This is a genomic window from Cupriavidus sp. Met-2, assembly GCF_049843575.1.
GTDB lineage: Bacteria > Pseudomonadota > Gammaproteobacteria > Burkholderiales > Burkholderiaceae > Cupriavidus > Cupriavidus metallidurans.
On record NZ_JBBHZL010000014.1, the window covers coordinates 23132 to 43517 of the forward strand.

The 20386-nt window shown below is 64.1% G+C and carries 20 protein-coding genes; 13 read left to right on the forward strand and 7 right to left on the reverse strand.

The window, feature by feature from the left end; translation table 11 throughout:
* Positions 1-97: 97 nt before the first annotated feature.
* From WD006_RS24605 to WD006_RS24620, 4 genes are all read left to right on the forward strand, one after another.
* The gene (locus tag WD006_RS24605; protein ID WP_011514952.1) at positions 98-724 is read left to right on the forward strand and encodes a glutathione peroxidase; all 627 of its coding nucleotides are present in this window, start codon (positions 98-100) and stop codon (positions 722-724) included.
* A 151-nt stretch (positions 725-875) separates the two neighbouring features.
* Positions 876-1658, forward strand: coding sequence for an MBL fold metallo-hydrolase (locus tag WD006_RS24610; protein ID WP_017514029.1), 783 nt, complete (start codon positions 876-878; stop codon positions 1656-1658).
* 65 nt (positions 1659-1723) lie between these two features.
* On the forward strand, positions 1724-2590 hold the full coding sequence (locus WD006_RS24615; RefSeq protein WP_029306799.1) for a fumarylacetoacetate hydrolase family protein: 867 nt from the start codon (positions 1724-1726) through the stop codon (positions 2588-2590).
* Positions 2591-2822: 232 nt separating this feature from the next.
* Complete coding sequence (locus tag WD006_RS24620; protein WP_008645138.1) at positions 2823-4100, forward strand: M20 aminoacylase family protein; 1278 nt, start codon at positions 2823-2825, stop codon at positions 4098-4100.
* Between the two features lie 15 nt (positions 4101-4115).
* On the opposite strand, the gene WD006_RS24625 is transcribed toward WD006_RS24620, so the two are convergent.
* Positions 4116-4934 carry an AraC family transcriptional regulator gene (locus WD006_RS24625; RefSeq protein ID WP_011514955.1) on the reverse strand — a complete coding sequence of 273 codons (819 nt, stop codon included), beginning with the start codon at positions 4932-4934 and terminating at the stop codon, positions 4116-4118.
* Between the two features lie 140 nt (positions 4935-5074).
* Between WD006_RS24625 and WD006_RS24630 the strand changes: the two genes are divergently transcribed.
* Complete coding sequence (locus tag WD006_RS24630) at positions 5075-6289, forward strand: MFS transporter (RefSeq protein ID WP_029306798.1); 1215 nt, start codon at positions 5075-5077, stop codon at positions 6287-6289.
* A 62-nt stretch (positions 6290-6351) separates the two neighbouring features.
* Here the strand turns inward: WD006_RS24630 and WD006_RS24635 are convergent, their stop codons facing one another.
* On the reverse strand, positions 6352-7668 hold the full coding sequence (locus WD006_RS24635; protein WP_011514957.1) for a M20/M25/M40 family metallo-hydrolase: 1317 nt from the start codon (positions 7666-7668) through the stop codon (positions 6352-6354).
* Between the two features lie 220 nt (positions 7669-7888).
* Here WD006_RS24635 and WD006_RS24640 point away from each other — a divergent pair, with 220 nt between their 5' ends.
* Both WD006_RS24640 and WD006_RS24645 read left to right on the forward strand, forming a co-directional pair.
* Entirely contained in the window at positions 7889-8152 is a 264-nt protein-coding gene (locus WD006_RS24640; RefSeq protein WP_029306797.1) for a hypothetical protein, read from the forward strand.
* Positions 8153-8291: 139 nt separating this feature from the next.
* The gene (locus tag WD006_RS24645; protein WP_017514557.1) at positions 8292-9284 is read left to right on the forward strand and encodes a Bug family tripartite tricarboxylate transporter substrate binding protein; all 993 of its coding nucleotides are present in this window, start codon (positions 8292-8294) and stop codon (positions 9282-9284) included.
* Positions 9285-9342: 58 nt separating this feature from the next.
* Here WD006_RS24645 and WD006_RS24650 read toward each other — a convergent pair whose 3' ends face one another.
* Complete coding sequence (locus tag WD006_RS24650; RefSeq protein ID WP_011514960.1) at positions 9343-10110, reverse strand: response regulator transcription factor; 768 nt, start codon at positions 10108-10110, stop codon at positions 9343-9345.
* A gap of 185 nt (positions 10111-10295) precedes the next feature.
* On the opposite strand from WD006_RS24650, the gene WD006_RS24655 reads away from it, so the two are divergent.
* Positions 10296-11102: a response regulator transcription factor gene (locus WD006_RS24655; protein ID WP_011514961.1), complete on the forward strand. Its 807-nt coding sequence runs from the start codon at positions 10296-10298 to the stop codon at positions 11100-11102.
* Between the two features lie 12 nt (positions 11103-11114).
* Here WD006_RS24655 and WD006_RS24660 read toward each other — a convergent pair whose 3' ends face one another.
* The 4 genes from WD006_RS24660 to minC form a co-directional block, all read right to left on the reverse strand.
* On the reverse strand, positions 11115-12239 hold the full coding sequence (locus WD006_RS24660) for a porin (protein ID WP_029306795.1): 1125 nt from the start codon (positions 12237-12239) through the stop codon (positions 11115-11117).
* A 420-nt stretch (positions 12240-12659) separates the two neighbouring features.
* Positions 12660-12914, reverse strand: coding sequence for a cell division topological specificity factor MinE (gene minE / locus WD006_RS24665; RefSeq protein ID WP_008645119.1), 255 nt, complete (start codon positions 12912-12914; stop codon positions 12660-12662).
* Positions 12915-12929: 15 nt separating this feature from the next.
* A complete protein-coding gene (minD, locus tag WD006_RS24670) occupies positions 12930-13742 on the reverse strand; it encodes a septum site-determining protein MinD (protein ID WP_008645118.1) in 813 nt (270 codons plus the stop codon).
* A gap of 48 nt (positions 13743-13790) precedes the next feature.
* Positions 13791-14639 (reverse strand): septum site-determining protein MinC, encoded by an 849-nt coding sequence (minC, locus tag WD006_RS24675; RefSeq protein WP_011514963.1) that lies wholly within the window; start codon positions 14637-14639, stop codon positions 13791-13793.
* 198 nt (positions 14640-14837) lie between these two features.
* Here minC and WD006_RS24680 point away from each other — a divergent pair, with 198 nt between their 5' ends.
* From WD006_RS24680 to kdpB, 5 genes are all read left to right on the forward strand, one after another.
* Complete coding sequence (locus WD006_RS24680; RefSeq protein WP_029306794.1) at positions 14838-15809, forward strand: magnesium and cobalt transport protein CorA; 972 nt, start codon at positions 14838-14840, stop codon at positions 15807-15809.
* A 223-nt stretch (positions 15810-16032) separates the two neighbouring features.
* On the forward strand, positions 16033-16194 hold the full coding sequence (locus tag WD006_RS24685; protein ID WP_008651794.1) for a hypothetical protein: 162 nt from the start codon (positions 16033-16035) through the stop codon (positions 16192-16194).
* Positions 16194-16283: a K(+)-transporting ATPase subunit F gene (gene kdpF, locus WD006_RS24690; protein WP_008651796.1), complete on the forward strand. Its 90-nt coding sequence runs from the start codon at positions 16194-16196 to the stop codon at positions 16281-16283. The genes WD006_RS24685 and kdpF overlap by 1 nt, the downstream gene beginning before the upstream one ends.
* On the forward strand, positions 16283-18115 hold the full coding sequence (kdpA, locus tag WD006_RS24695; RefSeq protein WP_011514965.1) for a potassium-transporting ATPase subunit KdpA: 1833 nt from the start codon (positions 16283-16285) through the stop codon (positions 18113-18115). Before kdpF ends, kdpA begins: the two co-directional genes overlap by 1 nt.
* 18 nt (positions 18116-18133) lie before the next feature.
* Positions 18134-20365, forward strand: coding sequence for a potassium-transporting ATPase subunit KdpB (gene kdpB, locus WD006_RS24700; protein ID WP_029306793.1), 2232 nt, complete (start codon positions 18134-18136; stop codon positions 20363-20365).
* Positions 20366-20386: the final 21 nt, after the last annotated feature.

Consider the following 20386-nt stretch of genomic DNA (forward strand, 5'->3'; position numbering starts at 1 on the left):
GGGAAGAGGCCGGGTGTGCCCGAATGACGCGAATCGGCCGAGAGCGTAGACTTCCTTGCACCTAAAGTCACTCCTCAAGCCACCGGAGCCCCGATTCATGTCCCGCCAACGTACCCTGGAATCCGTGCAACGAACCGCTCTGGCTGGCGCGCTGACGCTGGCTGCCGCCGTGGCAGTCATGCTGCCGCCACCTGCTCACGCCGCCGAAAAGGCCGTGCCGGCGGCCGCGCAGCCGGCGGGCAATTGCCCGGCGTCGTTGAACTTCCGCTTCCCGCGGCTCCAGGACGAATCGCCGCAGAACCTGTGCCAGTACGCTGGCAAGGTGGTGCTGGTCGTGAACACGGCCAGCTATTGCGGCTTCACGCCGCAGTACGAGGGCCTTGAGGCGCTCTACGCCAAGTACCGCGAACGCGGGCTGGTGGTGCTCGGTTTCCCGTCCAACGACTTTTCCCAGGAACCCGGCTCGTCCAAGGACATTGCAGACTTTTGCTACAACACCTACGGGGTCAAGTTCCCGATGCTCGGCAAGAGCCATGTGCGCGGCAGCGACGCCAATCCGATGTACGCACTGCTGGCCCAGGAGACGGGCACCGCGCCGAAGTGGAACTTCTACAAGTACCTGATCGACCGCAAGGGGCAGGTCATCGGCAGCTACAACAGCATGGTCAAGCCGGACGACAAGCAGTTTGTCTCGAAGATCGAAGAACTGCTGAACGCGCGCTGATGCGCGGCTTGCCCCGCAGCGTGTCCATGCGGCTGTCGTTTCGTAGCTTGTTTCTGCCATAGTTTGATCACCGTCAATAAAGAAACGCCTACGTCTCATTACTTTCGCCCCTAGCCATTTACAACAAAACTAGAGCGGCGAGAGAGGGATCATGAGTAACGTGTTGTACGAAGCGGGCGGGCATGTCTGTCTGGCATTCACGGATCTGGTCGACGAGGGTCAAGGCGAGGTCGTCCAGAGCAACCAGTTTCTGGTGGTCGACAACGGCCATGCGGCGTTGATCGATCCGGGCGGAAACATGACCTACAGCGAGCTGTATCTGACGATCAGCCGCTATTTCCCACCCAAGCAGCTTGACTACGTGCTGGCGTCCCATGCGGACCCGGACATCGTCGCTTCGGTGGGGCGCTGGCTGACATCGTCGGACAGCCGCGTGCTGATCTCGCAGGTCTGGGCACGCTTTCTGCCGCATTTCTGCCAGGCAGGCAAAACGGCGGGGCGCATCGTAACCATCCCGGATGGTGGCATGGTGATACCGCTCGGCAATTGCCAGCTGATCGCGGTGCCCGCGCACTTCCTCCATTCCGAAGGCAATTTCCAGTTCTACGATCCGGTCAGCAAGATCCTGTTCTCGGGCGACCTTGGGGCCACGATGACATCGGGGACGGAAGCCGGCACAGTGGTCACCGATTTCGATGCCCACGCCCGCCGGATGCTGGCGTTCCATCGCCGCTATATGAGCGGCAACCGGGCGTGCCGGCTCTGGGCCGCGATGGCGCGGACCATGGATATCGAGTGGATCGTGCCTCAGCACGGGCCCTCGTTCCGGGGCCGCGAGATGGTCAATCGCTTCATCGACTGGATCGACCAATTGCAGTGCGGGCTGGATCTGCTCGAGCCCGCCCACTACCGTGTGCCGTCGATGCTGGGCTGAACGGGCAGGGGTCTCGCGCTTGCGCTATGCTCGCGGGCTGGTGCTACCGCAAGGAGACGAGACCCATGAAACTAGTCCGCATTGGAGAACCCGGCGCCGAGCGCCCCGGCATGTTGGACAGCGACGGCCGCGTGCGCGACCTGTCCGGCGTGATCGACAACATCGGCCCGCAGGAACTGGCGCCTGGCGTGCTGGCCCGTCTGGCGAACATCGACCCCGCCACGCTGCCGGTGGTGGAGGGCGGACGCTTCGGCGTGCCCTGGAGCGGCGTTGGCAAGATCGTTGCCATCGGCCTGAACTATGCCGACCACGCCGCCGAACCCGGCATGCCGCTACCGACCGAGCCGATCGTGTTCCTGAAGGCCAACACGTCGCTGAACGGCCCGAACGACAACGTGATGTTGCCGCTCGATTCGCAGAAATCGGACTGGGAAGTGGAACTGGGCGTGGTGATTGGCACCCGGGCTCGGAATGTGTGGAAGGAGCAGGCGCTCGACTACGTGGCCGGCTACTGCGTGGTCAATGATGTCTCCGAGCGCGAATTCCAGCTCGAGCGCGGCGGCACGTGGGACAAGGGCAAGGGCTGCGACACCTTCTGTCCGGCGGGCCCGTGGCTGGTCACGCGTGACGAGGTACCCGACGCGCAAAAGCTGGGGATGTGGCTCGACGTCAATGGCGAGCGCATGCAGAAGGGCAGCACGGCCACCATGGTTTTCGATGTGGCGACGATCGTCAGCTATGTCAGCCGCTTCATGACGCTGGAGCCCGGCGACCTGATCGCCACCGGCACGCCGCCGGGTGTGGGCATGGGCTTCAAGCCGCCGCGCTACCTGCGTGCCGGCGACGTGATGCGCCTGGGCGTCGAGGGGCTTGGCGAGCAGTCCCAGAACGTCGTGGCCTACGTCGGGCGCGGTGGCGCAATACGAATCTAGGCGGATTCAGACGGATCCAGGGCAGGGCGGTTGGGTGTCCGCGGCGACATCGGCGCGGGTTCCCAACGGAAACGTCTTCACACAAATCGTCGCAGTTCCACACAAAGCGTCCGATCAGGGCAACAGTTTTGCCGTGATTCCGGGCGTTTTCGCACGAAATCAGCATTCCAGGTTTTCTTCCTTGGGGTGCGTGAAATACTGTTCATACATGTCTGCCGTTTAGAGCACTGTCATGTCTGAACACGCCCCCGAAATCGAAGACCCCGACATCGACGCCCCTGAAGTCGCATCGATCCTCAAGTCTGTCTCCGTCCGCCTCGCCAAGGATTCCCCCACCCGGTCCTTCTGCACCCTGCACGACACGCTCGACTCGCGTGACGAACTGCAGGACATCCGCCGCCATATCCACCAGCATCCCGAGCTTGCCTTCAACGAGGTCCACACGGCCGAACTCGTCGCCAGCAAGCTGGAGAACTGGGGCTACACGGTCACACGTGGCGTGGGCGGTACTGGCGTGGTGGCCTCGCTGCGAGTGGGCGCGGGGCAACGCAGCGTCGGCATTCGCGCCGACATGGATGCATTGCCGATCCACGAGCGGTCGGGCTTGCCCTATGCCAGCGTGCACGACGGCAAGATGCACGCGTGTGGCCATGATGGCCACACCGCCGTGCTACTGGGTGCCGCGCGGCAACTGGCACGTACCCGGCAATTCGATGGCACCGTGCACCTGATCTTCCAGCCGGCCGAGGAGATCGGGGCGGGCGGTGGCGCGGAACGGATGCTGGCCGACGGCCTGTTCGAACGCTTTCCGTGCGATGCGATATTTGGCCTGCATAACCATCCGGGTGCCGAGGCCGGTACCTTCATGTTCCGTTCGGGCCCGTTCATGGCCGCGTGCGACACCGTAGCGATCACCATCCGAGGGAAGGGGGGCCATGCCGCGCGGCCGCATCAGTCGATTGATCCGATCCTGGTCGCGGGCAGTCTGGTCATGGCGCTGCAGTCCATCGTGGCGCGCAACGTCGATCCGAATGAGACTGCCGTGGTGACCATCGGCACGCTGCATGCGGGCCACGCGCCCAATGTGATTCCAGATAGCGCGCGCATGGAACTCAGCGTGCGCTCATTCAGTGCGGATGTCCGGGCATCCATGGAAACGCGCATCAAGCAGCTTGCCACGTCACACGCCGAGGGCTACGGCGCGACGGCCGATATCGAGTACGTGCGTGGCTATCCGGTGCTCGTCAACAGCGAAGCGGAGACCGAGTTCGCACGCCAGGTGGCCGAGGAACTGGTGGGCCCCGAACGTGCAATCGCGAATTTCCACCGCATCGCCGGCAGTGAGGACTTCGCTTACTTCCTGCAGCAGCGGCCCGGGTGTTTCGTCCGGATGGGCAATGGGGTCAACCAGCCGCTGCTTCACAACGCCGGCTACGACTTCAATGACGACAACCTGACCGTCGGGGCGGCTTACTGGACGCGGCTGGTCGAGCGTTACCTCGCCGGGTAGGACAGGGCGACAGGACTATTTGAAGAAGGCACTCGGCGGCACGCCGAACTGCCGGCGGAACATCGTCGCGAAGGCGCTCGGGCTGCCATAGCCCATGTCGAGCGCCACATCCACCACCTTGTCGCCTGCCGCCAGCCGCTCTAGCGCGGCCAGCAGCCGTGCCTGCTGGCGCCACTGGCCGAACGTCATCCCGGTCTCCCGCGCGAATCGGCGCTGAATGGTCTTGGGGTCCACGCCAAGCCTGTCGCCCCAGTCAGCCAGCGTCAGGCCAGAGTCGGGGCTGTCGGTGATCCGCTCGCAGATCACGCGCAGGTCCTTGTCCTTCGGGCGGGGCAGGTGGAGCGGCAGCGTGGGTACCAGCGTGACTTCATCGAGCAGCAATTGCATCAGCCGGGATTCGCGCGAGTCGGGCGAATAGGGCAGGGGAATGTCGATCGCGGCCAGGATCAACTCGCGCAGCAGCGGAGAAATACCGAGTACGGTACAGCGCGTGGGCAGGTTCGGCGCGGCGTCGGGGCGAATGTAGGCCGTGCGCATCTGCACGTGCCCGACCATGCGGATCCAGTGCACGGTGCCACCGGGCATCCACATGCCGCGTGTCGGCGGCACGATCCACTGTCCTTCTGACGTCGAGACCACCATTACCCCGTGCACGGCGTGGATGAGTTGCGCGTGCGGGTGCTGATGGGGCTTGGTGACATGGGTCGGCAGGTAGTCCGCCGCCATGGCCGCCACAGGCATCGGGCCGCGGTCGTACTGGAGGTAGGCGGGCTGTTCCGAGTAGGTATCGGGCCGCCCGTCGGCATGGGCAGCGTTCGGCGCTTCGGCTGGCATGTCCTTTTCTCCAAAGTTACGGCCTCATTCTCGCAGGACAGGCGGCAGTTTGCCAATTAGCATCGTCACACTTCCCGGCCGCGCGCTGTTCGGGCGCCCGGGCTTTTGCCAAGCATGACTGGCCAATGCGCCCCCGCACCATGAGCACAACCATCAATCCGGCCCATCCGGCCGACCGTGAGGAAGGCACACGCTTCCGCGTGCTGTACGCGATCAGTTTCGCGCACTTCCTCAACGACATGATCCAGTCGCTGATCCTTGCCATCTATCCGATGCTCAAGGGCGGCTTCAACCTGAGCTTCACGCAGATCGGTCTGCTGACGCTGACGTATCAGGTTACGGCGTCGCTGCTGCAGCCGGTGGTCGGCCTGTACACGGACAAGCATCCGAAGCCGCATTCGCTCGCCATCGGCATGGGATTCACGCTGTGTGGCCTGTTGCTGCTGTCGGTGGCCCCGACCTATGGCGTGCTGCTGGTTGCCGCAGCGCTGGTGGGAACCGGTTCGTCGATCTTCCACCCGGAATCGTCGCGTGTGGCGCGGCTGGCGTCGGGCGGACAGCATGGGCTGGCTCAGTCGATCTTCCAGGTGGGCGGTAACGGTGGCAGCGCGATGGGTCCGCTGCTGGCGGCGTGGATCGTTCACTCGCAGGGCAGCGTGGCGTGGTTCTCGCTGGCCGCGCTGCTGGCCATCACCGTGCTGTGGCAAATCGGCGGCTGGTACGGCCGGCACCTGGCCGAGCGCGCCGCGAAGAAGAAGGGCGCCGGCGTCGTGGTCAACAAGCTGCCGAAGTCGACAGTGGTGCGCGCCATCGTGGTGCTGCTGCTGCTGATCTTCTCGAAGTACTTCTACATGGCCAGCCTGAACACGTACTACACGTTCTACCTGATGGAGAAGTTCGGCCTGGCGCGTCAGACCTCGCAGATCTACCTGTTCCTGTTCCTGTTTGCCGTAGCGGCGGGCACGATCATGGGCGGGCCGATTGGTGACCGTATCGGCCGCAAGCGCGTGATCTGGGCGTCGATCCTGGGCGTGGCGCCGTTCACGCTGATGCTGCCCCATGCCAACCTGTTCTGGACCGCCGTGCTGTCCGTGGTGATCGGCTTCATCCTGGCCTCGGCCTTCTCGGCCATCCTGGTGTTCGCCCAGGAACTGATCCCGGGCAAGGTGGGCATGGTGTCCGGGCTGTTCTTCGGGTTTGCCTTCGGCATGGGCGGTATTGGCGCCGCCGTGCTCGGCCGGCTGGCCGATGCGCACGGCATCGAGACCGTGTACCAGCTTTGCGCGTTCCTGCCGCTGCTGGGCCTGCTCGCGGTATTCCTGCCGGACCTGCGCGAGAGGGCGAAGGCGGCTTGAACGGCTGATGGTTTTAACCCCCTCGCGCCAGAGCGGGAGGGGGCGTCACTTCCCTCCCGCGATCACTTCCCCGTCTTGTCCTGCGAGACATCCATGATCATCCGCGTCAGCAGATACAGACGCGGCGTGACCGAGTTCAAGTCCACATACTCCGCATCGTTCGAATGCGCGCCGAAGCCGCGCAAGCCGAAGCGCTCGATCACCGGTGCCTTGGTGGCCGCCGCCGCAAATGCCGCATCGGTGCCGCCGCCTTCGGCGGTGTCATAAACAGCCAGCTTTTCGCCGATTTCGGCATAGATGCCCTGCGCGTGCACAGCCAGCGCACGCGATGCCGGTGTCGCTTCCAGCGGCGGGCGACGGCGCTCGAACTTCACCTCGACCTTCGTGTCGGGAATCAGCTTCTTCTGGATCCGCTCCTGTAGCGTGCGCTCCAGGCTGTCGTAGTCGGCGGTGCGCAGCACGCGCACATCGGCCTGCGCGGTGGCTACGGCCGGAATCACGTTGCGGTTGGTGCCGGCGTGGGACAGGGTCCAGTTGACCTTGAGGCCAGTGTCCGGGTTGGACAGGTCGCGCATCTGCAGGATTTGGTGCGATAGCTCGTAGAGCGCATTACGCCCCAGTTCCGGCGAGCTTCCCGCATGGGAGGACTTGCCGTCGACCTTGAGCGAGATGGCGCCAATGCCGCTCGTAGCCAGCGAGAGCCGGTCGCCGGTGACGCGCGAGGCTTCGCACGAGAACACGGCATCCTGCTCCGCCCCCAGCTTCGTCAACGTGGCGCGCGCGCCCGGCGAGCTGATTTCCTCGTCGCCATTGATCAGCACGGTCAGCGTGCCATAGTCCTTGAACTTCATCTTCTGCAGGATGGCCACGGTATGCAGGATCACCGCCACACCGTTCTTGTCGTCGGCAATGCCCAGGCCGTAGGCGCGATCCCCGTCGACGCGGAAGGGCTGCTGCGCGAGCATTCCGCGCAGGTACACCGTGTCCATGTGCGCGATCAGCATGATCTTGCGTTGGCCGGTGCCCTTGAACTGGGCCATGACCATCTTGCCCACCTTCGCCGGGGTGTCCTCCATGCGATAGATCTCAGTTGGCTCGACCAGCTTCGCGTCGCCGCCGAGCGCGGCCAGGCGGTCGCGAAGCAGGTTGGCGATGCGGTCCAGGCCTTCGATATCCTTGCTGCCAGACTCGATCGAGACCAGGTCCTTGAGCGTGTCGATCAGCGCCGGCTTTTCCTGCTGCGCAAGCTGAAAGGCCGGCTGCACGGGCTCGGCCTGGGCCGGCAGGGCGCAGATCGCGCCAGCCAGCGCCAGCGCGGCGGGCAAGAGGGCCAGGCGGGCCAGGCGGGTACGCAGGGCAGGGTGAGGGGCAGCGTGCATGACGGGAACACTCCTTGTGGTGTCTTCTGTGCGGAAAGTTGGAATGTTGCGGAATCGGGGCGTCGCGGTAAAGGCCCCGGCGTGGGTCTCGTCACGATTCACGCGCCGTCCGCGCATCCTGTCGCGCGGGCGCTGCAGACATTGGTCATCCTGGCATCGAATTTGCGGCATCATGGTGGTCATGAAGTCCGCCGTACTCCAGCCCCCCGGGACCCCCGCCATGCCTGCCGCCGTGCCTTCCCGTGCGCCTGCGCACCCTGCCTGTGCCCATTGCCTGGCACTGGCTGACGACCCGCGCCGGCGCGAACCCCATCCCTGCCTGGCCCTGCACAACACGGCGCCGCTGGTCAGCCAGAGCGCGGCCGGCGTGCCGTTCAGCATGTTGTCGTTCAGGTGCCGGGAATGCGGTACCGCATGGCGGCTCTATGACCGGGCCAACGAGCTGTTCGTGTCGTGGGTGCCGGAGCATCCGCTGGTGCGATAACCGCTCGCCCGTTTCAGGGGCGCGGGCCGGATCGGCTAAGATGGCGGCAATTCGGACGCGGCCATGCATTTCCCGCCACGTCCCGCCAAATCCGCAGATTCCCGCTAATTTCCCGCCAATTTCCCGCTCAAGCCCGATCATGGTCGCCTTCCGATCCCTGCCGCTGCACGCCGCGTTCATCGCGGCCGCTGCCCTGACCGCCTCCATCTCCGTCCCGGCCTTCGCCGCGGACAACTATCCGAGCCGCCCGATCCGCATGATCGTCGCCTATCCGACCGGCGGCATCAGCGACGCCGTGGCGCGTGCGCTGGGCGAAAAGCTCTCGGTGCAGATGGGCACCTCGGTGGTGGTCGAGAACAAGGCCGGAGCGGGTGGCAGCATCGGCATCGACGCCGTGGCCAAGGCCGCGCCGGACGGCTACACAGTCGGTTTCTCGTCGACCAGCCCGCTGACGCTCAATCCGCACGTGGGCCACGTCAACTACGACCCGCAGCACGACGTGGCGCCGGTGATGAGCGTGATGTACTCGCCGGTGCTCGTGGTCGCCACGCCGAGCTTCTCCGGCAAATCGTTCCAGGACCTGATCGCGCAGGCCAAGGCCAAGCCGGGCTCGGTGCGCTGGGCCACGTCTGGCCTTGGCACGGTGGGCCACGTGATGCTTGAGCAGATCAAGGCCAAGTCGAAGACCGAACTGACGATGATCCCGTACAAGGGTGCCGGCCAGCAGATGAATGACGCGCTCGGCGGACAGTTCGAGGTGATGAGCACCAACGCCAGCCCCATGCTGACGCAGCACATGCAGGCCGGGCGCCTGCGCGCCATCGCCGTGGGCGCGCCGAAGCGCATCGACTCGCTGCCCAATGTGCCGACCATGGACGAACTGGGCTATCCCAAGGCCAACCTGACCTCGACGTTCGGTATCTTCGCGCCGGGCAAGACGCCGCCGGCCATCATCAACAAGCTCAATGCGGAACTGAACAAGGCGCTGGCCGAGCCCGACGTGCGCGACCGCCTGCTGCGCGGCGGCGAGGTGCCCACGGGTGGATCGGCGGCACAATTCGGCGCGGCCATTCGCGCCGAGTCGGCGGAGAACGCGCGCATCGTCAAGGAAGCCGGCATCAAGATCGATTGAGATGGATTCCGCTCAGCCGAAGGCGGCGGCCACATCTGCCACATTCGCCTCATCCGCCTCATAGGGCAGCCAATGACGGCCGGCCGCGTGTCGCGACGGCTGTTTCTATCGGGTCCAGGCGGCTCCCGAGCCGATAGACCGAACGCAGCATGATGCCGTTGAACGGCCAGAGCGCGAGTTTGGTGCGTACCCGTGACAGGTGGCTGTCGATGGTGCGCGCCTGCTCCTTGATACCCGTGGCAGGCCAAACGTGCTCGATCATCGCGCGGCGCGTCACCAGCGCGCCAAGGTTGCGGAACAGCAGCAGCGCCAGCGCGTATTCCTTGGGCGACAGGGCCACGGTCATGCTGTTGACCCACACGCGGTGCTCCGCTACCGCAAAGCGGAACACGCCGCAGACGAGTTGATCGGAGGTGTCCCCTAGCGCGCCGGGCGGCACGGTGGCAACCGTCATGCCGGGCACCGCTGCCCGCCGGGTCAATGCCTCGATGCGGGCCCGAAGTTCATCGCATCGCGCGGGCTGTGGCACGTACGCATCCGCGCCAGCCGCGAGGCAGCCCACGACCACTTCCTCCGCATCGCTCTGGCCCAGCATCATCACCGGCATCCCGTGTCCCAGTGTGCGCCGCACCCAATCGAGCAGATCATCGGCGTTGGTACCGGCCACGTCCCGGTCCAGCAGCAGCAGATCGAACGGCTCACGACGCATGGCCTCGATCATCGGCTGGCTGCTGCGAAATCGCGCAAGCGTGTGTCCGCCGGGATGCAACGCTCGCTCCAGCACGATGGCGCGGGCGGGGTCGTCTTCGAGCGCGGCGATTCTCAAGATGCGTTTCCTTCCTGTTCAGGTCAGATGTTCCGGGTCATGGTAGGCCGATGCGCGCGCCAAACGAAAGTAAACATTTGTGGCCGATGCAGAAAATGAGCATCGTCTTATAGGGTTTTCTCGCTCACACGCCTCTAATGGTCGTCAGCGATTTCACTGGACGCTCCACGTGGGAGCGACGACGCATGACAAGGATGGGACTGAGGGTTGCCTCGCTGGAGGACGACGCCGCCGAGGCCGCGAGGATTCGCGAGATCGTGACGGCGGAAGGGCACGAGTGCGTAACGTTCGCCGATGGCAGGCGCATGCTGGTCACGTTGCGCAAGGTCACGTTCGACCTGCTGCTGCTTGACTGGCACGTGCCGCATGTCTCGGGCCGGGAAGTACTGGACTGGGTGCGCGCGCACCTGGACCCGCGCATACCGGTGATGTTCCTGACTGGGCGTGACACCGAGGCGGACATTGTCGCAACGTTGAGTGCCGGCGCCGACGACTATATGGTCAAGCCGATCCGGCCGCGCGAACTCGGCGCGCGCATCGCAGCGCTGCTGCGGCGAGCGTACCCGGACTCTCGCCAGCCAGACGATGGACGGCTGACCTGGGGCTGTTTCCGCTTTGATGCCGTGACGCGCGAAGCCACGTGCCACGGGCAGGAGGTACGGCTGACGCCGAAGGAGTTCGAAGTCGCGCTGCTCCTGTTCCGCAATGAGGGCCGCGCCGTGCCGCGCGAATACATGCTTGCGGCGATCTGGGGCAAGGAACTGCCACCGCTGTCGCGCACCATCGATACCCATGTCTCGCGCGTGCGTACCAAGCTCGGCCTGTGGGAGCACAACGGCGTGCGGCTCCAGCCGCTCTACACGCATGGCTATCGTCTGGAACTGCTGACGACGCCGGGGATGGCGCCACCGTCAACACCACCGCCAACTCCACCTTCGACTCCGCCATCGCAAAAAAAGAAAGGCACCCGAAGGTGCCTTTCTGCCAACTGATCAAACCAACAATCAGAAGATGTGGCGGATGCCAGCGCCGAAGCTGGTCTGGTTGTTGCGGCCCGGCAGTTCGGTCGTGGTAGCGCCCGAAACCTTGTTGAAGTCCGCAGCACCATAGACTTGCGTGCGCTTCGACAGCGAGTACTCGGCGATCAGCGCGGCCGTGTAGCGGCGGCCATTGTTGTCGGCGATACCGTTCTTGTTTTCGACGTAATCGGCGTAGAACGCACCGGTCAGCGCCAGGGCCGGAGTGGCCTGGTAGGTCGCGCCGATGTAGCCCAGCGTGTCCTTGCGCGGATTGGCGTTGGCAGCAGCCGTACCGACGGTGTTCGGAGCCGGGTTGGCGTTCGTCGTGACGACGGCGGCGTTGTTCAGGATGTTGTCCATCAGGCCGGTGTGGTCGCGACCACCGATGTAGCCCAGGAAGATCTTTGCCGGGCCGATCGAGTACTTACCAGCAGCGCCCCACATTTGCTGCTTGTTGCCATTGGCGTCGCGAATTTCCTGGTACACGCCACCCACGCCGAACGGGCCGTAGTTGTAGGCTGCGCGCACGCCAAAGTACGGCGTGTTGATGCCGGCGCCCGAACCGCTTGCCTTCGTGAAGCTGCCCGGGGTTTCGCCGAAGCCGTAGCTTGCGCCGAAATCAAAACCGCTGAACGAACCGCCGTAGCTGACCACGTTGTTGCGACGGAGCTGCGTCAGGCTGTAGTACATCCACGAGTTACCGGTGTAGTTACCGATGGTCAGCGGATCGTAGTCACCGAAGAAATTAAACCCTTCGGTGTACTGACGGCCCAGCTTCACGGCGCCGAAGTCACCAGCCAGGCCAACGTAGGCTTGACGGTTGAAGATCTGGCCCGACGAGCTCATCGTGCCGTTGGGCACGTTGAAGCCGTTTTCCAGTTGGAAGATGGCCTTCAGGTTGTTGCCCAGGGCTTCGGCGCCCTTCAGGCCCCAGCGGCTTTGCGTGATGGCACCATTGTCCATCGCGAGTTGGCCGTGGTTGTTGGCATCGGCGTTGGTCGTGTAGTGGATGCTGGCGTCGGCAATGCCGTACAGCGTGACCGACGTTTGCGCGTAGGCGCCGCCGGCAAACAGCGAACCGAGTGCGAGGGTCAGTAGCGATTTCTTCATGGTGCTCCTTTTCTGTCTTGTGGTTGTCCGCTGCCGGATCACGGCGCGTCCATTTGAATAACGTTTGCTGTAAACGCCGCGAAAATTTAACAAAAGGCGGATCGTTCGGACATAAAACCAAGCAAGAGCAGTGCTTCAGGAGGAGATTTGGTGCAATTCCGTTGGTTTGCCGCTACACAATGCCTCCGCACCCTGAAAATGGTGCGCAGCAGCACGCGTCGTTCTGGTGCAAGGGCACGAACGGGCAGCGACAGGGCAACGAAAAACAGGGGGATAAACGGAAGTGCGGAGGACAGCGCAGCGGTCGTGAAATACGACTGCTGCGCTGCAATAACCTAATCGAAAATGCGGGTTTTCCCTTAGAAGAAAATACCGCGGATTTATCGCGGATTTACTTTGGAATTACCCACAGCCTCGATCTCAGGCTTGTGGAATTTCTATCTTGACCTCGAGAACCTCGAGGTTGTCCTGACGCTCCAGGCTGACGCGCAGGTCCTGATCGCTGATTTTGACGTACTTCGAAATCACGGCCACCAGCTCGCGCTGAAGGGCCGGCAGGTAATCGGCCGGCGCCGAATGGCCCGAACGTTCATGGGCAAGAATGATCTGCAGGCGCTCCTTGGCGACCGATGCGGATTTCTTCTTCTCTCCCAGCAGGAAGGACAGGATCGACATGTGGATGAGCCCTCCTTATTTGTTGCCGAAGATGCGCGAGAACAGCCCCGGCTTCTGATAATCGGTAAAGCGCAGCGGTTTGTCCTTGCCCAGGAAGCGGTCCACGATGTCGCCGTAGGCATCGGCCACATCGGTGCCTTCCAGGTGGATCGCCGGCGTGCCCTGGTTGGAGGCATGGAGCACCGCCTCCGATTCCGGAACCACGCCGATCAGCTTGATGCGCAGGATTTCCTGAATATCGGTAAGCGACAGCATCTCGCCACCGTGCACGCGCTTGGGGTTGTAGCGCGTGATCAGCAGGTGTTCCTTGATCGGCTCGCCTTCGCTGGCGCGCTTGGTCTTCGACGACAGGATACCGAGAATGCGGTCCGAATCGCGTACCGACGATACCTCGGGGTTGGTCACGATCAGCGCCTCGTCAGCGAAATACATCGCCATTAGCGCGCCCGTCTCGATGCCGGCCGGCGAGTCGCAGATGATGTACTCGAAGCCCATTTCCTTCAGGTCGTTGATGACCTTCTCCACGCCCTCGCGCGTCAGCGCTTCCTTGTCGCGCGTCTGCGACGCCGGCAGGATGAACAGGTTTTCGCACTTCTTGTCCTTGATCAGCGCCTGGTGCAGGTTCGCTTCGCCCTGCACCACGTTGATCAGGTCATACACCACGCGACGCTCGCAGCCCATGATCAGGTCGAGGTTGCGCAGGCCGACGTCGAAATCGATCACGGCAGTCTTGTGGCCACGCAGGGCCAGACCGGCGGCGAAACTCGCGCTGGTGGTGGTCTTGCCAACGCCCCCCTTGCCGGAGGTCACTACGATGATTTTTGCCATGGCTCTATGGTCCGGTATGAGTGGAATTCGTTCGATTGCGTGCTGCCGTTATTTCATGCGCAGCGGTTCAAGGATCAGCTTTTCGTCGGCCAGGCGAACCTGTGCCGACTTGCCGAGCACGTCGGCCGGGAGTGTCTGCTCCGCGGTCCGGTAGATGCCGGCGATGGAAATCAGTTCGGGCTCCAGGCACGTGCAGAAGATGCGCGCATCGGGATTACCCTTGACACCCGCCAGTGCGCGGCCGCGCAGCGGGGCATAGATATGGATATTGCCTTCGGCGATGACTTCGGCGCCGTAGCTGACCAGGTCCAGGATCACCACGTCGCCCTGGGCGTAGATCTGCTGGCCCGAGCGCAGCGGCTTGTCGATCAGCAGCGTGGGGATTGCGCGGGGGGCGGAAGCCGCGTTCGCGGCCGCCATGATCTCGGCGATTTCCGAGGCCTTGCCATTGACGGCGGCGCCCTCGCTGTCCTTGCCCTTGCCGGTGTTCCCGGCCGCCTCGGCGTCCGTCTGCCCGCTTGCCGCCGTGGCTTCGGGTTTGCCCGCCTTCTCTTTAGGGGCCTCGTCCTTGCCGCCACGCCGGCTCTGGCTGTCCAGCAGCGGCAGGCCGAAGCCGCCGGCCCAGTCGCGCTGGTCGGCACGGGCCACCACGCCGATGGCACGGGCCTTGAGGGTGGCCAGGGTGTCGATCACACGGTCCAGCGCCAGCGCCCCGGTGCCTTCCAGGCGGCGCAGGTCCAGCGCGACAACGTCATCAGAAAAGAAATCGGGGGTTGACTCGAAGCGGGAGAGGAGGTCGTCCCGCACCGCGTCCAGGTCGGCGGTATTGAGAGCGAGAAGGAGGGCGTCGACGTTGCCACTGCGCAGCTCGAAGCGTGGCGATTTCTTCTGAGACATAGCCGGGTGACCGTGGAAATGCCACATTCTAACGTCGTATCTCCGGGGAACTGTAACAAATGTCGGACGGCCGGCCCCAGGTGGCCGATGCGGACCACGGGCGCGCCAGCCGCACGTCAAAAAGTGGTGATGGCGGGGATGGTTCACATCAAATGCCTCGGCTTGTTACGATTGCACGTCCTCAAGTACGGAGCATCCATGGGAGCCATCGTTAACTGCGCGGCCTATCGCGACGGCAGAAAGGTCGGAGATGTGGAGTTCGACGGCATTGCCAGAGCGCTGGCCGAGCCCGGCACCTTCGTCTGGCTGGGGCTGCACGAGCCAGACCTGCCGCTGCTGCGCAAGGTGCAGCAGGCGTTCGGTCTGCACGATCTGGCCGTGGAGGACGCGCTGGAGCCACATCAGCGCCCCAAGATCGAGGCCTACGGTGACTCGGTGTTCGTGGTGCTGGGTACCGCGCGCCTGGTCGACGACGAAGTGGTGGTGGGTGAGACGCATCTGTATGTCGGCCCGAACTACGTGGTTTCGGTGCGGCATGGCGCCAGTTCCACCTACACGCCGGTGCGCGAGCGCTGCGAGGAAGACCCGCGCGGCATGGCGCATGGCACGGGGTTCGTGCTCTATGCGTTGATGGACTACATCGTCGATCACTACCTGCCAATCGTGAACCGGCTCGAGGAAGCCTTCGAGGCGCTGGAGCAGGATATCTTCCACGACGAGTTCGATCGCGCGGCCATCGAGCGCCTCTATAAGGTCAAGCATCAGGTCCTGCGCCTGCGCAACGTGGTCTATCCGGTCGAAGACATCTGCAGCCAGTTGATCCGCCTGCATGAAGACCTTGTGCCAAAGGATCTGCGCGCGTACTTCCGCGATATCCAGGACCACAGCAGCCGCGTTGTGCGCACACTCGACGTGGTACGAGAGATGCTGACGACGGCCGTCCAGGTCAACCTGGCGCTGGTCACCGTGACACAGAACGAGGTGGTCAAGCGGCTGGCCGGGTGGGGTGCGATTCTGGCGGTGCCCACCGTCGTGTTTTCGCTCTATGGCATGAACTTCAATTTCATGCCGGAACTGAAGTTTCACTACGCGTATCCCGTGGTGATCGGCTTCACGGCGGCCGCGTGCAGCTTTCTCTGGCGCAAGCTGCACCGCGCGGGCTGGATCTGACGGTTTCGTCGCCATGATCTCCCTTCTCCCGCATGCTGGAGTGGGGGGATCCCCCTCCTGAAGACATCGGCCGAACCGTCTTCCAGCGCCAGCAGTTGCTGGTCTTCTGCATTTTTATATTTCGTTTACACCCCCCTCCCGCCTCTCTACCCCGTTTTTACCCCCCGATCCCTAACCTGCTATCCGTAAATCACTCAGTCAGGTGTTATCGCCTGCACAAGTCATGGACGGGATCTACTTCCTTGTATTGCTGGCCTTCGGCGCGTTGACGGGCGCGCTGCTGGCTCTGTGCGCCGCGCTTGGCGCCAATCCGCCGGCCAGTCGAGGTAACGGCGAAGCCGCCGCTGCCGATTCCAGGCCAGCCGCCGACAACAGGGGGCAGTAATGGAATGGACTGACCTGCTTAGCGCCGGCCTGGCCGCTGCGCTCTTCATCTACCTGCTCATTGCGCTGTTCCGGCCGGAGAAATTCTGATGTCGACACCGCACTTCACTCAATTTCTCGGACTGCTGGTTCTGTTTCTGGCCATCCTGTTCGTGGTGGGCCCATTCCTGGGCCGCTATATGCGCCGTGCCGTCGAGGAGGGCAACTTCAGCCTGACCGCCTGGGGGCGGCCCATCGAGCGCGTGCTGTATCGCGTGGCCGGTGTGCGTGCCGATGCCGAAATGGGCTGGAAGCAATACGCCATCGCGGTGCTTGTCTTCAATGTGATCGGCGTGATCGCCGTCTACGCGCTCCAGCGCGTGCAGGGTTTGCTGCCACTGAATCCGCAGGCGTTTGGCGCGGTCTCGCCCGATTCGTCGTTCAACACCGCCATCAGCTTTGTCACCAATACGAACTGGCAAGGCTACAGCGGCGAGTCGACGATGAGCTACCTGACGCAGATGCTGGCGCTGACGGTCCAGAACTTCGTCTCCGCAGCCACTGGCATTGCCGTGGTCTTCGTTCTGATCCGTGGCTTCGCGCGCCATACCTCGGCCACGATTGGCAACTTCTGGGTCGATATCACGCGCACCACGCTCTACGTGCTGCTGCCGCTGTCGGTGATCACAGCGCTGCTGCTGGTCAGCCAGGGCGTGATCCAGAACTTCGACGGCTACAAGGACGCGAATCTCGTCACGGCGGTCGAGTACACGCAGCCCAAGGTCGACGCGGCGGGCCAGCCCGTGCTCGACCCGCAAGGCAAGCCCGTGACAGAGGCGATGAAGACGACCACGCAGACGCTGGCGATGGGGCCCGTGGCTTCGCAGGAAGCGATCAAGATGCTCGGCACTAATGGTGGCGGCTTCTTCAACGCGAACTCGGCGCACCCCTATGAGAACCCGACGCCGCTGTCCAATTTCATCGAGATGCTGGCGATCTTCCTGATCCCGGCGGCCCTGTGCTTCACGTTTGGCGAGATGGTGCGGGACCGGCGTCAGGGCGTGGCCGTGCTGGCCTCGATGACGGTGATCTTCGTCGTGATGGCCGTGGCGGCGATGGCGTCCGAGCAGCACATCACGGCGGCCCTGTCGTCTCTGTCGATCGACCATGCCGCGTCCGCACTGCAGGCAGGCGGCAACATGGAAGGCAAGGAAGTGCGCTTCGGCATATCGGCCACTTCGCTGTTCGCCACGATCACGACCGCCGCTTCGTGCGGCGCGGTCAACGCCATGCACGACTCGTTCACGGCCATTGGCGGTCTGGTGCCGATGTTGCTGATGCAACTGGGTGAGGTCGTGTTTGGCGGCGTGGGATCGGGCCTCTACGGAATGCTCGTGTACGCCGTGCTGGCCGTGTTTATCGCGGGCCTGATGATTGGACGCACGCCCGAGTACCTCGGCAAGAAGATCGAGGCCTACGAGATGAAGATGACCGCCGTGGCGATCCTGGTCACGCCGCTGCTCGTACTCGTGGGTACCGCCATCGCGGTGATGCTGGAGCCGGGTCGCGCCGGCGTGTTCAACCCGGGCACGCACGGTTTCTCCGAGATCCTGTATGCGCTGTCGTCGGCGTCGAACAACAACGGCAGCGCGTTTGCCGGCCTTTCCGCCAACACACCCTTCTACAACACGCTTCTGGCTGCGGCTATGTGGTTCGGGCGCTTCTGGATCATCGTGCCGGTGCTGGCGATGGCCGGTTCGCTGGCCGCCAAGCGCCGTACGCCGGTCACGGCCGGCACCATGCCGACGCATGGCCCGCTGTTCATCGTTTTGCTCGTGGGTTCGGTGCTGCTGGTTGGCGCGCTGACCTATGTGCCGGCGCTGGCCCTGGGGCCGGTGGCGGAGCAACTGCAGCCCGCGGCGGTGACCGCGGCTGCCAAGTAATCCTGCGGAGAATCGCACATGCAACAACAATCCACCGCGACACGCTCCAGCGCTGCCGGCACGGCGTCGCGCAATCCGGCACCGGGTTCCACGGTGATGACAGGCGGCGGCCTGCCAGGCCATCCGCGTCCCTCGCGCGGCATGATGTCGCCCGAGCTGGTGAAGCCGGCCATCATCGATGCCTTCCGCAAGCTGAATCCACGCGATCAGTTGCGCAACCCGGTGATGTTCGTGGTCTACGCCGGCAGCATCCTGACGTCGATCCTGTGCGTGCGTGCCTGGCTGCACCCGACGCCGGGTGGCGAATCGGCAGGCTTCATCCTGGCCGTGACGGTATGGCTCTGGTTCACGGTACTGTTTGCGAACTTCGCCGAAGCACTGGCTGAAGGTCGCAGCAAGCAGCAGGCCGCTGCGCTGCGCGGACTCAAGACCACCACCATGGCACGCGTGGTGCGCGCCGGCCATCGCGATGCGCGCGCGCAGGGGGCTACCGAGCAGCGTGCGGCCACGGAACTGCGCAAGGGCGATGTCGTGCTCGTCGAGGCCGGCGACATGATCCCTGGCGATGGCGAAGTCATCGAGGGCGTGGCGTCGGTCGATGAAAGCGCCATCACCGGCGAATCGGCGCCGGTGATCCGTGAGTCGGGTGGCGACTTCTCATCGGTCACTGGTGGCACGCGTGTGCTGTCGGACTGGATCATCGTGCGCATCACGGCCAACCCCGGCGAGAGCTTCATCGACCGCATGATCAGCATGGTCGAAGGTGCCAAGCGCCAGAAGACACCGAACGAACTCGCGCTGACGATCCTGCTGGTGGGGCTCACGCTGGTGCTGTTGCTGGCCACAGCCACGCTGCAGCCGTATTCGCTCTACGCGGTGCTGGTGACCAAGGCCGGCGTGCCGGTCTCGGTGACGGTGCTCGTGGCGCTGCTGGTCTGCCTGATTCCGACCACGATCGGTGGCCTGCTGTCGGCGATCGGCGTAGCCGGCATGAGCCGCATGATGGAAGCGAATGTGATCGCCACGTCGGGCCGCGCGGTGGAAGCGGCGGGCGATGTCGACGTGCTGCTGCTCGACAAGACCGGCACGATCACACATGGCAATCGCCAGGCCTCGCGCTTTATCTGTGCGCCCGGCGTTACCGAGCGTCAGCTCGCCGAGGCCGCGTGGCTGTCGTCGCTGGCCGATGAAACACCGGAAGGCCGCAGCATCGTTGTGCTGGCACGCCAGCAGTCAGACGTGAGCGCGCCGGAGATGGGCGAGCGGGGACTGGCAGCGCCGGTGTTCGTGCCGTTCACCGCGCAGACGCGCATGAGCGGTGTCGACGTGGCCAATGGCCAGATCGTGCGCAGCGTGCGCAAGGGCGCGGCCGATGCGGTGCGCCGCTACGTGACCGAGCGCGCGGGCAAGTTCCCCGATGTGGTGATGCAGGCCGTCGATGATGTGGCGCGCGCGGGCAGCACGCCGCTGGTGGTGGCGGAATCCATCGCGCAGGGTACCGAGGAATCGGTGCGAGTGCTCGGCGTGATCGAGCTCAAGGACATCGTCAAGGCCGGCATCCGCGAGCGCTTTGTCGAACTGCGCAAGATGGGTATCCGCACGGTGATGATCACCGGCGACAACCGGTTGACCGCTGCGTCGATCGCGGCCGAGGCCGGTGTCGACGACTTCCTCGCCGAGGCCACGCCAGAGGCCAAGCTGGCGCTGATTCGCGAGTACCAGAGCGAAGGGCGTCTTGTGGCGATGACCGGCGACGGTACCAACGATGCACCGGCGCTGGCGCAGGCCGATGTGGCCGTGGCGATGAACAGCGGCACGCAGGCCGCGCGCGAGGCCGGCAATATGGTCGACCTGGACAGCAATCCAACCAAGCTGATCGAGATCGTAGAGATCGGCAAGCAGATGCTGATGACGCGCGGGTCGTTGACCACGTTCAGCGTGGCCAACGACGTGGCCAAGTATTTCGCCATCATCCCGGCCGCGTTCGCGACCACCTATCCGCAGCTCAACCTGCTCAACGTGATGGGGCTGTCGACACCGGGCTCGGCCATCATGTCCGCCGTGATCTTCAATGCGCTCATCATCGTCGCGCTGATTCCGCTGGCGTTGCGCGGCGTGGTGTACCGCCCGCTGGGCGCGGCGGTGCTGCTGCGCCGCAACCTGCTGATCTATGGCCTGGGTGGCATCGTGGTGCCGTTCGTCGGGATCAAGCTGATCGACATGTTGCTGACGATGTTCGGCTGGGTCTGAGCATCGCAAGGAGAATCGCAA

What these genes read in the sequence shown, in the direction of transcription:
- WD006_RS24605 (WP_011514952.1), top strand. Translation starts at nt 98, where the DNA reads ATGTCCCGCCAACGTACCCTGGAATCCGTGCAACGAACCGCTCTGGCT.
- WD006_RS24610 (WP_017514029.1), top strand. Translation starts at nt 876, where the DNA reads ATGAGTAACGTGTTGTACGAAGCGGGCGGGCATGTCTGTCTGGCATTC.
- WD006_RS24615 (WP_029306799.1), top strand. Translation starts at nt 1,724, where the DNA reads ATGAAACTAGTCCGCATTGGAGAACCCGGCGCCGAGCGCCCCGGCATG.
- WD006_RS24620 (WP_008645138.1), top strand. Translation starts at nt 2,823, where the DNA reads ATGTCTGAACACGCCCCCGAAATCGAAGACCCCGACATCGACGCCCCT.
- WD006_RS24625 (WP_011514955.1), bottom strand. Translation starts at nt 4,934, where the DNA reads ATGCCAGCCGAAGCGCCGAACGCTGCCCATGCCGACGGGCGGCCCGAT.
- WD006_RS24630 (WP_029306798.1), top strand. Translation starts at nt 5,075, where the DNA reads ATGAGCACAACCATCAATCCGGCCCATCCGGCCGACCGTGAGGAAGGC.
- WD006_RS24635 (WP_011514957.1), bottom strand. Translation starts at nt 7,668, where the DNA reads ATGCACGCTGCCCCTCACCCTGCCCTGCGTACCCGCCTGGCCCGCCTG.
- WD006_RS24640 (WP_029306797.1), top strand. Translation starts at nt 7,889, where the DNA reads ATGCCTGCCGCCGTGCCTTCCCGTGCGCCTGCGCACCCTGCCTGTGCC.
- WD006_RS24645 (WP_017514557.1), top strand. Translation starts at nt 8,292, where the DNA reads ATGGTCGCCTTCCGATCCCTGCCGCTGCACGCCGCGTTCATCGCGGCC.
- WD006_RS24655 (WP_011514961.1), top strand. Translation starts at nt 10,296, where the DNA reads ATGACAAGGATGGGACTGAGGGTTGCCTCGCTGGAGGACGACGCCGCC.
- WD006_RS24660 (WP_029306795.1), bottom strand. Translation starts at nt 12,239, where the DNA reads ATGAAGAAATCGCTACTGACCCTCGCACTCGGTTCGCTGTTTGCCGGC.
- minE (WP_008645119.1), bottom strand. Translation starts at nt 12,914, where the DNA reads ATGTCGATCCTGTCCTTCCTGCTGGGAGAGAAGAAGAAATCCGCATCG.
- minD (WP_008645118.1), bottom strand. Translation starts at nt 13,742, where the DNA reads ATGGCAAAAATCATCGTAGTGACCTCCGGCAAGGGGGGCGTTGGCAAG.
- minC (WP_011514963.1), bottom strand. Translation starts at nt 14,639, where the DNA reads ATGTCTCAGAAGAAATCGCCACGCTTCGAGCTGCGCAGTGGCAACGTC.
- WD006_RS24680 (WP_029306794.1), top strand. Translation starts at nt 14,838, where the DNA reads ATGGGAGCCATCGTTAACTGCGCGGCCTATCGCGACGGCAGAAAGGTC.
- WD006_RS24685 (WP_008651794.1), top strand. Translation starts at nt 16,033, where the DNA reads ATGGACGGGATCTACTTCCTTGTATTGCTGGCCTTCGGCGCGTTGACG.
- kdpF (WP_008651796.1), top strand. Translation starts at nt 16,194, where the DNA reads ATGGAATGGACTGACCTGCTTAGCGCCGGCCTGGCCGCTGCGCTCTTC.
- kdpA (WP_011514965.1), top strand. Translation starts at nt 16,283, where the DNA reads ATGTCGACACCGCACTTCACTCAATTTCTCGGACTGCTGGTTCTGTTT.
- kdpB (WP_029306793.1), top strand. Translation starts at nt 18,134, where the DNA reads ATGCAACAACAATCCACCGCGACACGCTCCAGCGCTGCCGGCACGGCG.